Raw genomic sequence first — 15,788 nt, forward strand, 5'->3', positions numbered from 1 at the left:
ACCACGTTTCATACTACGATTTTACAAAAGAGGGAAATTATGAAGCTAACAACAGTTGAACAACGTTTAATTGGCTGTCTATTAGAAAAAGAAACGACGACACCCGATCAATATCCGCTTTCTTTGAACGCCCTCACTAATGCTTGCAACCAAAAATCCAACAGGGAGCCGGTACTTTCTCTCACAGAAGCTGAGGTGCTAGACGGGTTAGAGCAGCTGAAAACTCAGCGCTTAGTAATGTGTGATGAGGCATTATCTGGACGTGTGACTAAATATACACATCGTTTTTGCAATACCGAGTTTAGTAGTTTACAACTCGACGAGCAGCAACGTGCCATCGTTTGCCTACTTTTGTTACGAGGACCACAAACACCAGGAGAATTACGAACTCGCAGTGGCCGTCTCGCAGAATTTGGCAATGTTAGCGACGTTGAAACGTCACTCAATAAACTGCAAGAGCAAGAATTAATAGTAAAACTCGAGCGTGAGCCAGGAAAACGAGAAAGCCGTTATCAACATTTGTTTGGTGACGCACCTACTTCGCCTGCGACACCACAAGCCGATATTAATGATCCCAATGAACTCAATTCATTGCTTGAAGAAATCAATAACCTGAAGGCCGAGTTGAAAGTCATCAAACAACATCTTGGACTTTAAAGTACACCACAGTGAAAACATCATTGCCCAGAGACTTGAGGATCAATTACACTATTTATGAAGATAATAAATAGGTCCGAGGATATTCAATGCGTGACGCAATAATTGCCGAAATGAAAGTTAAGCCTAGTATCAATGTGGCTGAAGAAATAACCCGCCGAGTTCAGTTCATCAAACAACGATTACTATCTGCACACTGCACAAGCCTTGTCCTTGGGATCAGTGGTGGTGTTGATTCTTCGACCTGTGGTCGACTCTGTCAACTAGCAGTTGATGAGTTAAATCAAGACTACCCTGATAAATCTTATCAGTTTATCGCTATGCGGTTACCTTATGGTGTGCAAGCAGATGAAGATGAAGCGCAACTTGCCATGGACTTTATTCAGCCAACTCATCGCCTGACCGTTAATATTAAGCCGGCTGCTGACGCCATGCATGAGCAAGCGATTCAAGCGATGAATGATGCTAGCCTCTCCCTACCTGCACAAACTCACGTTGATTTTGTCAAAGGCAATGTCAAAGCAAGGCAGCGAATGGTCGCACAATATGAAATCGCTGGGTTGAGCGCAGGGCTAGTGGTGGGTACCGATCACAGTGCAGAAAATATCACGGGCTTTTACACTAAGTTTGGTGATGGCGCTTGTGATTTAGCACCATTATTCGGCCTCTCAAAGCGCCAAGTTCGTGCCCTTGCAGCACATTTAGGTGCCCCCGCTCAGTTGGTTGAAAAAGTGCCTACCGCAGACTTAGAGTGTGACAGACCCGGTTTATCAGACGAAGCCGCATTAGGGCTAAGCTATGACAACATCGACGACTTCTTAGAAGGTAAAAATATACCTAAAGACGTTGAAGACAAGCTCACCGCTATCTATCTTCGTACTCAACATAAGCGACAGCCGATCCCAACAGTGTACGACGAATAAGTCAAACACAGTTAAAAATTGGGTGCACTGAGCACCCTTTTTATTTTCTCTGTATTGACCTCATAGCTTTAACATTAATGTAACAACACTCTATACAGTCAATGAAAAGCCATGCTAAGTTAGTGATCACAAAGGTAACTCGCCCCGTATTATTCTGGCAAACGTGTCATTTGTAGTCTCAACTCAGTCATTACATCAGGACAGTATTAAGTTTATGACCACGCGACATACATTTTTTAAGGAACCCTAATGGCAGCCCCAATTTTAATTACAGGTGGAGCACAGCGTATCGGGCTAGCACTTGCACAGCATCTGATTAAAGCAGATACACCACTTATCGTCACGTATCGTACCCGACATAAGACAGTCGATGAATTAGAGGCCAGCGGTGTAAAATGCATTCAAGTGGACTTCAACGAGCATAATGCAGTTGAGTCGCTGGTTAGTGAGGTAAAACAACATACCTCAACACTGCGCGCAGTCATACACAACGCCTCGAGCTGGGATTGCGAAAAGCTTAATCCAGATCATAGCTCGCTTTTTGACAACATGATGCGTATCCATGCCAAAGTTCCTTATTTACTGAATATGGCACTTGCCCCGCTGCTTCAAGCATCGACTGAAGTTACTGATATTATTCATATCACTGATTACGTTGCCGAAAAAGGTAGCCCAAAACACATCGCATACGCTGCAAGTAAAGCAGCTTTAGACAATTTAAGCCGCTCGTTTGCAGCCAAGTACGCACCTCAAATTAAAGTTAACTCCGTCTCTCCTTCGCTGATCATTTTCAATGAACATGACGATGATGATTACAAAGTTAAAACCTTAAAGAAATCTCTAATGGGTATTGAGCCTGGCTGCCAAGAAGTCATTGCCAGTATTGAGCTATTGCTCAATAGCAACTATATAACAGGTAGAACACTCGCCGTAGATGGTGGTAGACACTTAAAATAAATTTGAGCGACCCCGTTATCAGCTCGAGTTCAAATAATGAAATTGTGAGTCATATTATGCATGAAGATTTAAAAAACAGTTACACAGAGATCATCAAAGCCGTTGGTGAAGACGCCGATAGAGAAGGTCTATTGGACACCCCTAAGCGCGCAGCCAAAGCCATGGAGTATTTAACCCAAGGTTATCGTCAGACCTTGAATGAAATCACCAACAACGCTGTATTCTCATCAGATGCAGACGATATGGTACTTATTCAAGACATCGAGCTATATTCTATGTGCGAGCATCATCTGCTCCCCTTTGTCGGCCGCTGCCACATTGCTTACATTCCCAATGGTAAAGTGTTAGGCTTATCAAAGTTTGCTCGGATCGTAGACATGTTCGCACGTCGCTTTCAAATCCAAGAACAGCTGACGCACCAAATCGCCAAAGCGGTAGAAGAAGTCACTGGAGCGAGAGGTGTTGGGGTTATCGTCGAGGCTAAACACATGTGCATGATGATGCGTGGTGTAGAAAAGCAAAACTCAAAAATGCGCACATCAGTCATGCTAGGTAACTTTAGAGAAGATGCAAAAACTCGAAATGAATTTTTACAGCTTGTCAAACACGGCTAAATAGCAAGGATCAGCCATGATGCATAATGCGATTATCAATATCACAAATCTCAGGTTACGCACTTTTATCGGGTTTAATGATGAAGAACGTGAAAAGAAACAAGATGTCGTCATTAATATTGAGATACATTACCCCGCTGACACAGAATGCGTGCAGCTGGATGAAGTAGACCATGCTCTGAACTACAAAACGATAACCAAATCGGTGATCAAGCTCGTTGAGACTGGTCATTTTCTTTTACTAGAGAAGTTGGTTGCCGACATATTGGCTGAATGTCATCAACATCCAGACGTGACCTTCGCACGCGTGCGCGTCGATAAGCCTCATGCACTCAGGTTTGCAGACTCAGTATCACTGACGCTTGAATGGCAAAAAAAACGTAATATTGATTGATGTTTACTCTGCTCCAAAGTCACCACTTTGGAGCAAGCTATGTCACTTAAAACAACCCTAAAGCCAACGCAATCACCAGCGCATATCTCAGTCCTTTTCCGATACTCACTAATAATAAGAACACGCTGAATCTCACTCTAAAAACACCAGCAATCAACGTCAATGGGTCCCCTACCACAGGTAACCAAGCAAACAATAAACTTGCACTGCCATATTTTTGATAGTGATTACGCGCTTTTTCCATCGCTTTTGGTGATATAGGAAACCAACGATGGTGACTAAACCGCTCTATTTGCATACCAAGGTAATAATTTACACAGCTCCCGATCACATTACCCAAAGTAGCGCTAAACCACAGAAGCCCTAGATGTCCTGATTGCTTGGCAACCATGCCTGTGAGCAACAGTTCAGACGAGGCAGGAAACAATGTAGCAGCAATAAATGCACTAAGGAAAAGACTCAAATAGGCCATAAATAAACATCAACAGTTGTGAAAGCTCATATCGCTAAGCTTGATATGTAAATAAAAATACGCGTAAATAACGCCAGCCTACCATAAGGAAGTACACAATGATAAAAAGTCTGCTCACAATCAGCTTAATCACAGCCCTCAATTTATCACTCAGCGCCTGTGGTGCCATGGACCAAGATTATGAAACTTACATTCACCAAGGAGAGGCATTTAAACACCTATCCCTGACAGACATAAAAAATCAATCTTATGACTTATATGGAATTAAATCTAAAAAGCTGGTGATTTTCTTCGCCACATGGTGCTCAGATTCGCTGCGAATGTTTGAACAACTCAAAGCCTCTCCTTTGGCCACCGATAACACAGTGACAATTATCGCTATCGGACGAGATGAAACAAACGCATCACTTACTCAATTTGCTGAAGATTATCATGTCACCTTCCCACTTGTAAGCGATGAACAGCGTATCATCTATAGCCAGTATGCGAATAAAGGAGTGCCTCGATTGATCTTACTTGATGAAAATAACCGTGTGGTTAACACTTTAATTGGTGAAACAGATAACATTATTGAGCAAGTAAAATGGAACTAAATTCTGAAGTAGTGAGCATTTTAACCATGGCCAAAGTAATCCAAACCGCTGTTGCACCAGTCTTTTTATTAACAGGGATAGCAGCTCTGCTAGGCGTTCTATCCAACCGATTGGCACGCATTACGGATAGAGCTAGGTTACTTGATAGAAAACTCAATGCCAATCTAGATGAGTCATTTAACTTTACCCTCACGCAAGAAATGCGCGCTCTACTAAAACGTTCTCGATGTATCCATATCGCATTTAGTATGAGCGTACTTAGCGCGCTGATGGTCTGTGCCGTGGTGGCCTTATTATTTATATCTCATCTATATACATGGCCTCTAGGGATTACTGTTTCCAGTTGCTTTATCGCTGCCATGCTATTGCTCATCGGGGCTTTTTTGGCCTTACTTGCCGAAGTTATGCTGGCGACTCGCAGTATGCGCCGAGGTATGATTTTTAAAGACATTGGCTAACGGTCCAGAAGCTCATAGCGACGGCCCCTTCATTCAATAAGAATGTAATATATCTTCTCAAACAGGCAACTTAATTGAGCCTAGTCTCTATATGAGCGCCGATAGCGACCTCTTATTACTCCCATCCCAGCTATTTTGGGGCATAAAAAAACACCGGCTTCAAGCCGGTGTTTATTACACATTTTTTCTATCAGACAGAGCTGATATGAATATGATTATTTTTGTTTACGACGACGTAATGCAGCAAATGGTGCAGCAAGTAATGTCAACCAAGCTAGTGAACCTGAATCATCATCATCACCGTTGTCTTCAGCAACATCAATCAAACGAACTTCTACACGAACTTCATCTGAGTATTTGCCTTGTGCATCTTTTGCTTTCACGTCAAAGCTGAATTGACGGTCATATTCGAAGTCTAGGTTACCCGCAACGATTAATTGACCTTGCTCATTCACAGTGATTAGCGAAGTACCTGCAACCATGAACTCAATAACATCATTGTCGAAATCAGAGAAAGTTAACTGGCCGATAACCGTACCCAGTGGGCTATTCTCTTCGATGTTAAAGCTCTGACCTTCTTCGATCATCGGCTTGCCTTCGTATTCATCTTCTTCAACATTGAATACAACAGTTACTGCTTTAGACTCTAAGCCGTCTTCATCAACTGCTTTTACAGTCACTTCAAAAGACTCACCTAGGTCAAAGTCAACTTCACCAACAACTGTGATTAGGCCATCAGCGTCAATAGCGATTGCGTCAGAACCGTCAACAACAAACTCTGCTACGTTGTCATCTTGATCCATAAACTCAAGGTGACCTACTTCAGTGCCAAGCTCTGCATTTTCATCAACATCGAATTCCTGACCTTCAGCAACATATGGTGCTTTTTCAGAATCTTCATCAACCGCATTTAGAATATCAACAATGATATTTGTCGGCTCTGATTTGAAGCCTTTTTCATCATGCGCAACAACTGTTAGCTCAACGTGCATCAGACCTGCGTCGTAATCCAGCGGAGTATCGCTTTGAGCAACTACGACTGAACCATCTTTATGCACTGTGATACCTGAATGTGACTGAGCAACTAGCTCAAACATATCAAGTTTTGCACCACCGTCTTGCTCAACTAGCTCTAGTTGACCAATCACGTGACCGACTTCCGCATCTTCAGATACTTCAAGATCAGCATCAGCAACCATTGGTACTACAACTTCTGGTAGTAAGTCTGATGTGACGCTTGCAAGGATTTGGTTATCAGATGACACTGTCATAGGCATATAACTCATCGCATAAGCAGACGCGCCAGGTGCAAGTTCAGTTACTTGATTACCTGCATCATCTACAAGTGCAGCAGCCGTGCCATCAAATCTAGCGTAGCCAGTTACTGAGTCAGTAACTTCGTAAATGCCTAGCTGATAATTGTTATGGCCAACCATCGCTTGGATCATCATATCTTGGCCAATTGAAGCGCCGTCTAGACCGATAATATCACTACAGCCTGAGAACTTAACTGTGTTTGAACCACCTTCATGGTACATCGCAGTTAGGAATCTCCATTGTGGTTCACCATCAACAATTGGACCACTTACTGTACGTGCACGACCAATAACTGCTGCGCTACGACCTACATCAAAGTAGTTAGCTAACGCGTAATCATAAATACCGTCGTTATCGATATCTAGGTTCATTTGGTAACCAGCGCGACGGTGAATTGTTAGCTCATCACGCATTTCAATTGACGCATTGAAGAATAAGCCAGTGTCACAGAACTCATTAGCGAATAAGCTAAATGAAGAGCTGATGATGTTATACGCTTTGTCTTCTTTTGTTGCTTCAACACCTGTTGCAATCAATTGCTCAGGGTACACGTTCAGCGTCGTGAAGCCATCATTGGTTACTTTGATACGACCGTCGTCTTCGATTAGTTCAAGGGCGACACTCTCTGCTGCACGCGGTAAAACATGGTAAACCATGTGAAGATCGTGGTCACCGTCAAGCGATGTATCATCAAATACAAGCGCACCATCAAGCTCTGACAATGTCAATGCATCTGCACGTGCCGTTAAGTCATTTGCACTTTGTGGATTAGGTAGGCTCCACGCTGGTAGCTTGCTTGGGTCAATTGTCAGTTTAACTTCAAATGAAGCTTGTTCACCCGCCGGCACAGTGATTGACGCTGGGAATTCCCAAGCCGTGGCACCTAACGCTGCGTCATTGTCATAACGCGCTTCAGTGCGAAGATTGTATGTCTTATCAGTCGCTGAGAAGTTCTTAACGTGAACCGTCTTCGTGTAAGTTGTTGTTTCATCTAGGACATCAAAACCAAATGATAGCGCAGCTTGTGCTGTATCATAGTCAGTTTGATTAACCCATGCGACCGTTTGTGAAGCCACAGCTTTTTCAACATCAACTAGACCCGCACCAATGATACTGATTGGCGCTAATGCCGCATCAGCATTGATTGACTTAGGCTCCATGAATACATTCAAGTTCGCAGTATTCATCAGAACTGCTTTGACTTGTGATGCACTTAGTTCAGGGCGTGCTTCACGTACAAGTGCAACCGCACCCGCAGTAATTGGACCAGAGAATGAAGTACCCGTCGCACCAGCTAGCTCAGTGTATGTACCTGTTGCTGCAACCTGAATGTTTACACCTGGTGCCGTAATTTCTGGCTTCAATAGGCCATCCATTGAAGGACCACGAGAAGAGAAATCTGCGACAGTATCGATTGCAAGGTGAGCTTCAATACCGAACTTGAACACTGGTTGCTGACCAGCAGCCAATGTCGCTTTAAGCTTAGCACCGTCATCTTGAGTTACGGAAATTGTTGGAATAGTGACATTGTCATCTGAACCACCAAGGCCTGGCGCGCCACCAGCAACGTTGTTCGCAATGATAACGTACTTAGCACCTTTCTCTTGTGCATTTAGTGCTTTTTCAGTGAACGCACACGCACCACGGTCGATAAGTACAGCCTTACCTGTGAAGTCCATACCTTCGAATGGATTTAACGCGCCATCTGCGTCATTCGGATCAGGTAGGTCACACCCATTTTGGTTTGTTTCAGGATAAACAATTTCAGTGTCTTCGTTTGAGAACGAGAACGGGTCTTGCGGACCAAAGCTTGCAGTACCTACTTCAACAGACTCACCGCTGATAGTACCTAGTGCAAATAGCTCATTCAACGTTGGGTGACCCATTGCACCTACAGAAAGTGCATTTGGTGTTGTACTTGGACCACCGATACGGAATGGGTGGTTACCATCGTTACCCGCAGAGATAACAACGTTAGTGCCCATTTTAACTGCTTGATGGATAAGGAACTGAGTACCTTCTTCGCGGTCAGTCGAACCAAACTCACCACCGAGTGACATGTTAATTACATCAACGCGATCGCTGATGTCACCGTCGCCATTTGGATCCATAGCCGCTTCTAAAGCGCCAAGCTGAGCTGCGAAAGGACAACCACCACCACATACAGAGTAAACATATAGTTCAACGTCTGGTGCAATACCGGTTACTGAGTGAGATACAGATGTACCGTGGCTAGAAGCACCGTCATCTGGGCTTGTCGGATCAGGGAAGTTAGGATCACTTTCAATTGGATCCGGGTCGTTACGCATAAAATCATAACCGCCTTTCACCTGACCTTGTGGCCATTCTACTGCACGCGGATCTGCCTGTGCAGCTTCATAAGCATCTTTAGTACCTGCACCACCAAATACTTGGTGTGTGTAATCGATACCAGTATCTAATACTGCTACTTTTTGACCTTTACCAGTAAAACCAGCTAAGTTGACTGGCGCTGCTTTGATGTAATTATTTGCATCAGCTACGTGTAACTCGTAATCGTATAACGGCAGGATACGCTCTACGCTTTTATTCTTTTTAATCTGCGCAAGCGCTTCATCAGAGGCTTCTACGATAAGTGTTGATGCGAGTAACTTCGTTGAGCCAACAACTTTAATATCTGCGTTCAGCGCCGCTAAATCACGCTTAACAGACGTCTGTAACAACTCAACATCAGTAACCATTGTACGTGCGTCGTTAACTGAGTAGTTACCGCGCGCCATTAAGTCTGCTGCAGTGTCTTGCTTTAAAATTACCAAGAACGCTTCTGCACGATTTTCTTGCAGTTCTGCTTGGTCAACTTTAGAGATTTCGGTATTAAATGCGCGATGATGCGTATCTACTGTCGCAGCATTGACTGCTGCTGCAGTTAGCGCACCTGAGACAGCCATAGCTACCGCTGTCGCTTTAAATGAATACTTGGCCATAGTTTCCCCTAGGACTTGTTGTTTAATTCGGTGTTTATTTATATTTAAGAGAGTAGAATCATTCATCAATATAATGTGACTACATGGTTAATTGCAATAATGGAAATACAATTAAGTTACATTTTTTGAACTTTAAATTTATTCAACTTCATAAAGCAATGTTTTTATTAAGGAAAATGTTATGTAAAAGAAAGTAAATGGAATTAAAATAAATTTACTGTAAACAGAAGCTTTTAATAGGACCTAAAAAAGCAACAAACTATTTTCAATGGCTGAAAATATCCCCACCATTAGCCTCAGAACCTTGCTAAATAATATAGAAACCCTTAAAAAGGTAAGGAATTAATTATTTAAGGGGCAATTAATGAAGAAGTCATTAACATTATTAACTTTACTTGCAGGTATCAGCCTTCAAGTACAAGCCGATTCCATGTTTGAAGAGAAGGAAGACGCCATCGAATACCGTAAAGCAGCCTTTCAACTGATCCGGTATCAGATTGGCGATATGGGTGACATGCTTAAAGGAAAAGTGCCGTTTGACGCAGAACGCTTTAAGCAACGCGCCCACAATGCTGCGCAGCTTTCGAGTATGCCTTGGGAAGCATTTGTAACAGGATCAGACAAAGGGAATACGAGCGCACTACCTAGTATTTGGAGCGACAGAGCCACCTTTGATAAGAAAGCCGCTGACTTTGCCGAATATGCACAAGCACTGGCCATCGCATCAGAATCAGGTGATAAAAAAGTGATTGCACCGGCCTTTAGAAATTGGGCAAAAGGATGCAAAGATTGCCATAAGTCATTTAAAGACTAGCAATGCGCTTTAATAGAGCGCATGCTTATGCGCTCTATTAACCATCAATCATCTAAAAAATCAAAGTCGTCATCACCGAGATGCCGTCGCAGCTTTTTTTGCTCCAAATATTCATCTAATTTTTTCCTGACTTTCTGCCGCTGCTGATTCACATCCTTCTCGTTTAACGCACCTAAATCATCTTGATATTCATCACCCAATGGATCATAGGAATATGTTTTACCCATGATAAGCTCCTATTTACATAAAGAGTTTAACTTTATAAACACGGATATCTGAGCCTACTGGTCGGCATCCGTCATAGAAACAATTGCTACGAAAAATTACACCAAAGCTAATAAAGTATTTAGCTTGAAATAGGGCACTTTGACAGTGAATGATTTTTATCGTCACGATTGAAAAAACTAATCATGCTAAATATTCATCAGAAAAACTAAAATTTAGTTAAATATCGTTAAATGAATCAGCAGTGAGACCAAAATAAAAACATAAGAAACTGATAATTATAGCTTTTTATAGTTGGCATTATATTTGGTTATTACTCTATATCATCAACAAAAAAAGAACCATGCCATGAAAACAACATTATTATCTATCGCTATTTTATCTTCTGCATCTGCTTACGCACACACAGACCATCACTTTTCTATTACTCATGATGACTGTCAGTTACAGTTTCAAAACGATGTAAAAATTTCCCCAGAAGATGTATCAATCACACAAGCCAACAACCAACATATGCTGATCACTGCCGATGGTAATCTACTTATCAATGGCCAAACAATTACTGTGACACCTGAGCAACAACAAGCACTCTCCAATTATGCAGACACATTACGTGTTGAGCTTCCCAAAGTTGCTGAAGTGGCTACAGAGGCTGTCACCCTTGCAGGTGTTGCCCTGGATGAGGTAGCGACGACGTTTAATTTACACAGCCTTGATGAGCTGTCTGGTGTATTAGAGGAGTTAAACGAGGAAGTACACAATACTTTTTACCAAGATGGCAGCTTCGTTATGGGAGAGCAAACCATGGACAATTTTGGAGAAAGGTTTGGTCATGAGTTTGAATCTAGAATAGAAAGTGCAGTGAAAAGCGCCATGTTTGAATCAATTGGTACATTGCTGATTTCTCTGGGCTCTGAAATGAAAAATACCAATGGCGATATCAACACATTTGAGCAACGCATGGAGCAAATGGGTGAAAACATAGAACAACGAGTCACTGCACAAGCAGACCAACTCGAAGCTCGCGCAGATGCCCTTTGCCAACAATTTACACAAATCGCACAACAAGAGGCTAGATTATCCCATTCAATACCTACCTTATCTGGGTACGCATTAATGCGCCAAAATCAATATTAACAACTCATTTTCAACTCTTTGAGCGAGCGCTTATTAAGGCTCGCTCTCATCGCTCATCATCATAGTAATTAACTCCCCTAGCCTTTTTAAGCTTACTTCATGGATTTCATGCCAAGGCTGCCCATAACTTAATCGAATACAATTTTGAAACCGCTCTGAAGCACTGAACAACTGCCCAGGTGCCAAACTGATACCTTCAGCAATCGCTCGATTAAACAATTTGCCACCATCAAACTGTGGCTCTAATTCTACCCATACAACGCAACCCCCTCTAGGGTCGCTGATGCGTGTTTGCTCTGGAAAATAGCGGCGAATACAACACAGCATCTTCTGCTTATTTTCTTGCAACCTCAAACGCAGTTTTTTTATGTGTCGGTCATAAGCGCCTGAAGCCAAGTATTCAGCTAGCACCCATTGGTTTATCAGTGATGAAGAACAACTTAATGCGCGTTTAAAACGCCTTGCTCTTTGCACGTATCCAGGGGCTAGCATCCAGCCGATACGATAACTCGGCGCAGCCGTTTTAGAAAATGAGTCACAAGTGATCACCTGGCCCGGCTTTGCATGAAACTGAGCGGGTTTTGCGCGATGTTTGGTAAAGTGTAAATCACCATTTACGTCATCTTCGATAAGTATTACATCACGCTCTACCAACATCTTTAACAAGCTCTGACGTCGGTTTTCAGGCATAGCACTGCCAATTGGGTTATTAATACTGGTTGAACAAACACAGGCTTTGACATCGTGCTGAGTGAGCGCCTTGGCTAAGTCTTCAAGCCACAAGCCATCATCAGGGCACACTGGGATCTCCAACGCTCTGAGGCCAAGATTTTCTATCAATTCTATAATGCCAAAGTAGCAAGGGGACTCAATCGCAACCACATCACCTGGCTGTGTCACACACTGTAATGCGATGGCCAAAGCTTCTTGAGCACCATTGGTGATCACAATATCGTCCAACGATACAGATAAGCCCATACGCAAATAACGCTGCACAATTTGCTGCTTGAGCTCCATCAGCCCATCCATCGCCCCATATTGTAGAATTTGCTCACCAGCTTGCTTTAACGTACTGCGCATCAATTTTGCCAATACAGCCTCATCACTCATGGCCGTGACAGGGTTAGCAATACCAAATTTGGCCTGATGTGGCGCATGTATGCCTTCATAGACTTGCTCTATTAACGACTGCTTGTTCACTTCAGTTGGGTTGATTGGCAATTGACAACGCCTTGGTAAGGCATTTTGTTCCGCATCAGATAAGAAATACCCCGACTTTTCTTTCGAGTAAATTCGCCCCTGCCCCTCCAAATGATAATAAGCTTGCTTCACCGTAGGAATGCTCACTGACAACTGCATCGCCAGTTTGCGTAAGGATGGTAGCTTTTCACCTGGCTTTAACACTTGCTGTGAGATCATGTCATTAATGACTTCAATCACACGCTGGTAGAGAAACTGTCCGCTCTGCATACAACACGTCCATCTGTATAGGTTAAAAATACATTTTTCTGTATCTATTATACACAGATTATCCGAGTAAACTGCTACTTGCTGCAATAATCCAATCATACAAGGACCAATAATGAGAAATTGGCTGTTATACATAATGACCGTTCTTATTTGGGGATCAACTTGGCTGGCAATCGAATTCCAATTAGGTCAAGTCAATGAAGTTGTTTCCCTTTTCTACCGTTTTGCTATTTCGGCGATCTGCATGTGGGGGTTTGTGCTATGGCGAAAATTACCCATGCAATTTAACCTCACTGATCATGGCTTTTTTATCCTCCTAGCCATTGGTAATTTTGGTCTCAATTACTTACTACTGTATTGGGCACAGGGCACATTATCCTCTGCCATGGCCTCAATCGCATTCTCGTTTATGTTGATATTAAATATGATCAACACACGACTCTTTTTTGCCAAACCCATCGCATTCAAAAGCTATGTTGGTGCAGGTCTTGGCGTAACAGGGATCGTCTGTCTATTTTGGCATGAGCTTGGAGGCACGGATTTATCATCAGCCACATTAATCGGATTAGTATTGGCTCTGCTCGGTACGTTTGCCGCCTCACTCGGTAATATGGTGAGTATTCGTAACTCAAATCGCAAAATTGGTGTATTAGAGGGTAACGCATGGGGCATGCTTTATAGCAGCCTATTACTGGGCGCATATACGCTTTTTAGTCCACTGTCTTTTGTCATTGAAGCAGATACCAGCTACTGGGCGTCTCTGTTATATCTTGCCATTTTTGGCACTGTGATCGCCTTTGCGTGTTATTTCTCGTTACTCAAAAATATTGGCCCAGAACGAGCCAGTTATATCATTGTTTTATTTCCTATCGTTGCAGTGATACTCAGCACCTTATTTGAAGGGTTCACCTGGCAGGTTAATACCTTTATCGGCTTTGGCCTGATATGCGCAGGGAATCTATTAGTACTGCTGCCCAAACAGATATTGACCAAATACATGCCATTTTCTGCGGCTAAGCACTATCACCACCCGCACTAGGTATATTCAATCGCAGCGATGCCGCAAGAGCAGATATCTTCGCCGGTGTTGCTGCGATCACATCTCCATCAGCCTCAATACTGACGCCTTCAGTACTTATGTCAAAATGTCGCCCATGACAGACCTTTACCCAAGGTAGCTTGGTATGCACACCAAATAACATCAATGCAAAACACAATAATCGCTTAGATAAAGATAGCGTACATATTGTGAGCATCTGCAATTCACCGCAGTCTACTCGCGCACTTGGCGCAGGCGTAAGCCCCGCAGCAAAGTGTCGACCATTAGCGAACAGACACATCATGACTTCTTGCTCAAATCCATTTACCTTCAAAGTCACGCCTCGATAAGTGAATAACTTTGCTACCCCGTATAACGTATAACTCAATGCCCCAAAGCGCTTTTTCCCTGCCATAGCAGCTACCACTTCAGCATTAAAACCAAGACCTGCCATATTAATGAAATACCGTGTATTCACTTTCCCTACATCAATATGACGAGCACACCCTGAAAAGATAGATTCACGCCATTGCTTGGTTGAATACCCAAGTGCGCGAGCAAAATCATTGCCGGTACCGCATGGTAATATGGCCATCCTCTTTGGTGTTTCAATCTGATCAAGCTCATTACCATTGAGCAGCGCATTCACCACCAGATTTAACGTGCCATCTCCGCCCAATACTGTCACTTGTTGGTGATGTATCAACAGCCGTTTTATTTGCATCACATCCTCATCAAAACAGCCACAAGTTGCATACCATTGCAATGCGACTCTCCGTTTTAAGGCTGTTTTCTCAAGCCATACTTTATTTGACAAAAATTGTTTGCCGCGATGCGGCTTATAGACAACTAACAAAACAAAACCCCAAATATATTTAATCTGAATAAATATTCACTAGATCACTTTTAAACCCACAAAACCCAAAAAACAATGATTAAACCATTGAATAAATATCCACTAGCTCAAATTTAAATCTTAAAGAATATCTTATTCATTAGATTTTTTAATGCTTCGGCGGTAATTTTTATCGTTTTAATTTTGCGCATTATGGATGCAAAATAGCCAAGTAAATTATCACAATGTCAATTACTTGGAGTACAACTATGCTTAATTCAGCTGCAACATGCGGCAATACACAGACCGCGCACGAAACGGTGAATACCATAACGACAAAGCCTCAGATCCAGTGGATGGCTTGGTTGAGTAAAATCGGACGAGCACTTAGTCTTAGTCATGCGGTGATGTATAAGTAAATAGTGACTCCACTCAACTAGATGACCATGCAATGATGGTCATCTCGGTTTATTTTTAGCCAACAACTTCACCTCACCATATCAAAAAGTATAAATTTCAGGCAAACAATTCAATAACTTCGCTTTTTTGATTGTTTTTTCAGCAAACGATTAAAAAACTATTTACAGCGACCCATTCCATAAGTATTATCGTTGCCCATGGAGAGATGGCTGAGTGGTTGAAAGCACCGGTCTTGAAAACCGGCATACGTTAATAGCGTATCTAGGGTTCAAATCCCTATCTCTCCGCCATATTTAAAGTTTTGCGTCGGAGAGGTGGCCGAGTGGCTGAAGGCGCTCCCCTGCTAAGGGAGTATAGGGTTTGTAGCCCTATCGAGGGTTCGAATCCCTCCCCCTCCGCCATTATCTTGTAAAAAAACCGTCCAATGGACGGTTTTTTTATGCCTAAAATTTACCGCCTCATTTCAAGTACCTTATCAACGCATTTATTTTTGCGCTTCA

At 42.7% G+C, this 15,788-nt stretch carries 16 protein-coding genes and 2 tRNA genes; 13 read left to right on the forward strand and 5 right to left on the reverse strand.

What is annotated here, in order from left to right; translation table 11 throughout:
- The first annotated feature begins 39 nt into the window (after positions 1 to 39).
- The 5 genes from S4054249_RS20245 (at position 40) to folX (ending at position 3,545) form a co-directional block, all read left to right on the forward strand.
- Positions 40 to 657 carry a YceH family protein gene (locus tag S4054249_RS20245; protein ID WP_046354912.1) on the forward strand — a complete coding sequence of 206 codons (618 nt, stop codon included), beginning with the start codon at positions 40 to 42 and terminating at the stop codon, positions 655 to 657.
- 89 nt (positions 658 to 746) lie between these two features.
- Positions 747 to 1,580 carry an ammonia-dependent NAD(+) synthetase gene (gene nadE, locus S4054249_RS20250; RefSeq protein ID WP_046354911.1) on the forward strand — a complete coding sequence of 278 codons (834 nt, stop codon included), beginning with the start codon at positions 747 to 749 and terminating at the stop codon, positions 1,578 to 1,580.
- Positions 1,581 to 1,829: 249 nt separating this feature from the next.
- Positions 1,830 to 2,537, forward strand: coding sequence for a dihydromonapterin reductase (gene folM / locus S4054249_RS20255; protein ID WP_046354910.1), 708 nt, complete (start codon positions 1,830 to 1,832; stop codon positions 2,535 to 2,537).
- Positions 2,538 to 2,593: 56 nt separating this feature from the next.
- Positions 2,594 to 3,151 carry a GTP cyclohydrolase I FolE gene (folE, locus tag S4054249_RS20260; protein WP_046354960.1) on the forward strand — a complete coding sequence of 186 codons (558 nt, stop codon included), beginning with the start codon at positions 2,594 to 2,596 and terminating at the stop codon, positions 3,149 to 3,151.
- A gap of 19 nt (positions 3,152 to 3,170) precedes the next feature.
- Entirely contained in the window at positions 3,171 to 3,545 is a 375-nt protein-coding gene (gene folX, locus S4054249_RS20265) for a dihydroneopterin triphosphate 2'-epimerase (RefSeq protein ID WP_039611292.1), read from the forward strand.
- 46 nt (positions 3,546 to 3,591) lie between these two features.
- On the opposite strand, the gene S4054249_RS20270 is transcribed toward folX, so the two are convergent.
- Positions 3,592 to 4,017: a YqaA family protein gene (locus S4054249_RS20270; RefSeq protein WP_046354909.1), complete on the reverse strand. Its 426-nt coding sequence runs from the start codon at positions 4,015 to 4,017 to the stop codon at positions 3,592 to 3,594.
- Positions 4,018 to 4,115: 98 nt separating this feature from the next.
- Between S4054249_RS20270 and S4054249_RS20275 the strand changes: the two genes are divergently transcribed.
- Together S4054249_RS20275 and S4054249_RS20280 are read left to right on the forward strand one after the other, a co-directional pair.
- Complete coding sequence (locus S4054249_RS20275; RefSeq protein WP_052960879.1) at positions 4,116 to 4,610, forward strand: TlpA family protein disulfide reductase; 495 nt, start codon at positions 4,116 to 4,118, stop codon at positions 4,608 to 4,610.
- A complete protein-coding gene (locus S4054249_RS20280) occupies positions 4,601 to 5,068 on the forward strand; it encodes a DUF2721 domain-containing protein (protein ID WP_046354908.1) in 468 nt (155 codons plus the stop codon). The genes S4054249_RS20275 and S4054249_RS20280 overlap by 10 nt, the downstream gene beginning before the upstream one ends.
- A gap of 215 nt (positions 5,069 to 5,283) precedes the next feature.
- On the opposite strand, the gene S4054249_RS20285 is transcribed toward S4054249_RS20280, so the two are convergent.
- Positions 5,284 to 9,348 (reverse strand): S8 family serine peptidase, encoded by a 4,065-nt coding sequence (locus tag S4054249_RS20285; RefSeq protein WP_046354907.1) that lies wholly within the window; start codon positions 9,346 to 9,348, stop codon positions 5,284 to 5,286.
- Positions 9,349 to 9,712: 364 nt separating this feature from the next.
- Between S4054249_RS20285 and S4054249_RS20290 the strand changes: the two genes are divergently transcribed.
- Positions 9,713 to 10,162 carry a c-type cytochrome gene (locus tag S4054249_RS20290; RefSeq protein ID WP_046354906.1) on the forward strand — a complete coding sequence of 150 codons (450 nt, stop codon included), beginning with the start codon at positions 9,713 to 9,715 and terminating at the stop codon, positions 10,160 to 10,162.
- A gap of 44 nt (positions 10,163 to 10,206) precedes the next feature.
- On the opposite strand, the gene S4054249_RS20295 is transcribed toward S4054249_RS20290, so the two are convergent.
- The gene (locus S4054249_RS20295) at positions 10,207 to 10,389 is read right to left on the reverse strand and encodes a PA3496 family putative envelope integrity protein (protein WP_046354905.1); all 183 of its coding nucleotides are present in this window, start codon (positions 10,387 to 10,389) and stop codon (positions 10,207 to 10,209) included.
- A gap of 346 nt (positions 10,390 to 10,735) precedes the next feature.
- Here S4054249_RS20295 and S4054249_RS20300 point away from each other — a divergent pair, with 346 nt between their 5' ends.
- A complete protein-coding gene (locus S4054249_RS20300; RefSeq protein WP_046354904.1) occupies positions 10,736 to 11,524 on the forward strand; it encodes a YggN family protein in 789 nt (262 codons plus the stop codon).
- A gap of 33 nt (positions 11,525 to 11,557) precedes the next feature.
- Here the strand turns inward: S4054249_RS20300 and S4054249_RS20305 are convergent, their stop codons facing one another.
- Positions 11,558 to 12,994, reverse strand: a complete 1,437-nt coding sequence (locus S4054249_RS20305) for a PLP-dependent aminotransferase family protein (RefSeq protein ID WP_046354903.1) — start codon at positions 12,992 to 12,994, stop codon at positions 11,558 to 11,560.
- A gap of 112 nt (positions 12,995 to 13,106) precedes the next feature.
- Here S4054249_RS20305 and S4054249_RS20310 point away from each other — a divergent pair, with 112 nt between their 5' ends.
- Entirely contained in the window at positions 13,107 to 14,033 is a 927-nt protein-coding gene (locus tag S4054249_RS20310; RefSeq protein WP_046354902.1) for a DMT family transporter, read from the forward strand.
- On the opposite strand, the gene S4054249_RS20315 is transcribed toward S4054249_RS20310, so the two are convergent.
- Positions 14,008 to 14,850: a diacylglycerol/lipid kinase family protein gene (locus tag S4054249_RS20315; RefSeq protein ID WP_155401348.1), complete on the reverse strand. Its 843-nt coding sequence runs from the start codon at positions 14,848 to 14,850 to the stop codon at positions 14,008 to 14,010. The genes S4054249_RS20310 and S4054249_RS20315 overlap by 26 nt on opposite strands.
- 287 nt (positions 14,851 to 15,137) lie before the next feature.
- Between S4054249_RS20315 and S4054249_RS26665 the strand changes: the two genes are divergently transcribed.
- The 3 genes from S4054249_RS26665 (at position 15,138) to S4054249_RS20325 (ending at position 15,689) form a co-directional block, all read left to right on the forward strand.
- On the forward strand, positions 15,138 to 15,287 hold the full coding sequence (locus S4054249_RS26665; RefSeq protein WP_155401347.1) for a hypothetical protein: 150 nt from the start codon (positions 15,138 to 15,140) through the stop codon (positions 15,285 to 15,287).
- 200 nt (positions 15,288 to 15,487) lie between these two features.
- A tRNA-Ser gene (locus S4054249_RS20320) sits at positions 15,488 to 15,578 on the forward strand.
- A gap of 18 nt (positions 15,579 to 15,596) precedes the next feature.
- A tRNA-Ser gene (locus tag S4054249_RS20325) sits at positions 15,597 to 15,689 on the forward strand.
- The last annotated feature ends 99 nt before the right edge of the window (positions 15,690 to 15,788 follow it).

Source organism: Pseudoalteromonas luteoviolacea (genome assembly GCF_001750165.1).
In the GTDB taxonomy this organism is placed as follows: domain Bacteria; phylum Pseudomonadota; class Gammaproteobacteria; order Enterobacterales; family Alteromonadaceae; genus Pseudoalteromonas; species Pseudoalteromonas luteoviolacea_G.

Bases quoted from the DNA above. Each gene is read 5' to 3' on its own strand.
- folX (WP_039611292.1), top strand. From the start codon at position 3,171: ATGCATAATGCGATTATCAATATCACAAATCTCAGGTTACGCACTTTT.
- S4054249_RS20285 (WP_046354907.1), bottom strand. From the start codon at position 9,348: ATGGCCAAGTATTCATTTAAAGCGACAGCGGTAGCTATGGCTGTCTCA.
- S4054249_RS20295 (WP_046354905.1), bottom strand. From the start codon at position 10,389: ATGGGTAAAACATATTCCTATGATCCATTGGGTGATGAATATCAAGAT.
- S4054249_RS20310 (WP_046354902.1), top strand. From the start codon at position 13,107: ATGAGAAATTGGCTGTTATACATAATGACCGTTCTTATTTGGGGATCA.
- S4054249_RS20300 (WP_046354904.1), top strand. From the start codon at position 10,736: ATGAAAACAACATTATTATCTATCGCTATTTTATCTTCTGCATCTGCT.
- nadE (WP_046354911.1), top strand. From the start codon at position 747: ATGCGTGACGCAATAATTGCCGAAATGAAAGTTAAGCCTAGTATCAAT.
- S4054249_RS20280 (WP_046354908.1), top strand. From the start codon at position 4,601: ATGGAACTAAATTCTGAAGTAGTGAGCATTTTAACCATGGCCAAAGTA.
- S4054249_RS20245 (WP_046354912.1), top strand. From the start codon at position 40: ATGAAGCTAACAACAGTTGAACAACGTTTAATTGGCTGTCTATTAGAA.
- S4054249_RS20275 (WP_052960879.1), top strand. From the start codon at position 4,116: ATGATAAAAAGTCTGCTCACAATCAGCTTAATCACAGCCCTCAATTTA.
- S4054249_RS26665 (WP_155401347.1), top strand. From the start codon at position 15,138: ATGCTTAATTCAGCTGCAACATGCGGCAATACACAGACCGCGCACGAA.
- S4054249_RS20270 (WP_046354909.1), bottom strand. From the start codon at position 4,017: ATGGCCTATTTGAGTCTTTTCCTTAGTGCATTTATTGCTGCTACATTG.
- S4054249_RS20290 (WP_046354906.1), top strand. From the start codon at position 9,713: ATGAAGAAGTCATTAACATTATTAACTTTACTTGCAGGTATCAGCCTT.
- folE (WP_046354960.1), top strand. From the start codon at position 2,594: ATGCATGAAGATTTAAAAAACAGTTACACAGAGATCATCAAAGCCGTT.
- folM (WP_046354910.1), top strand. From the start codon at position 1,830: ATGGCAGCCCCAATTTTAATTACAGGTGGAGCACAGCGTATCGGGCTA.
- S4054249_RS20305 (WP_046354903.1), bottom strand. From the start codon at position 12,994: ATGCAGAGCGGACAGTTTCTCTACCAGCGTGTGATTGAAGTCATTAAT.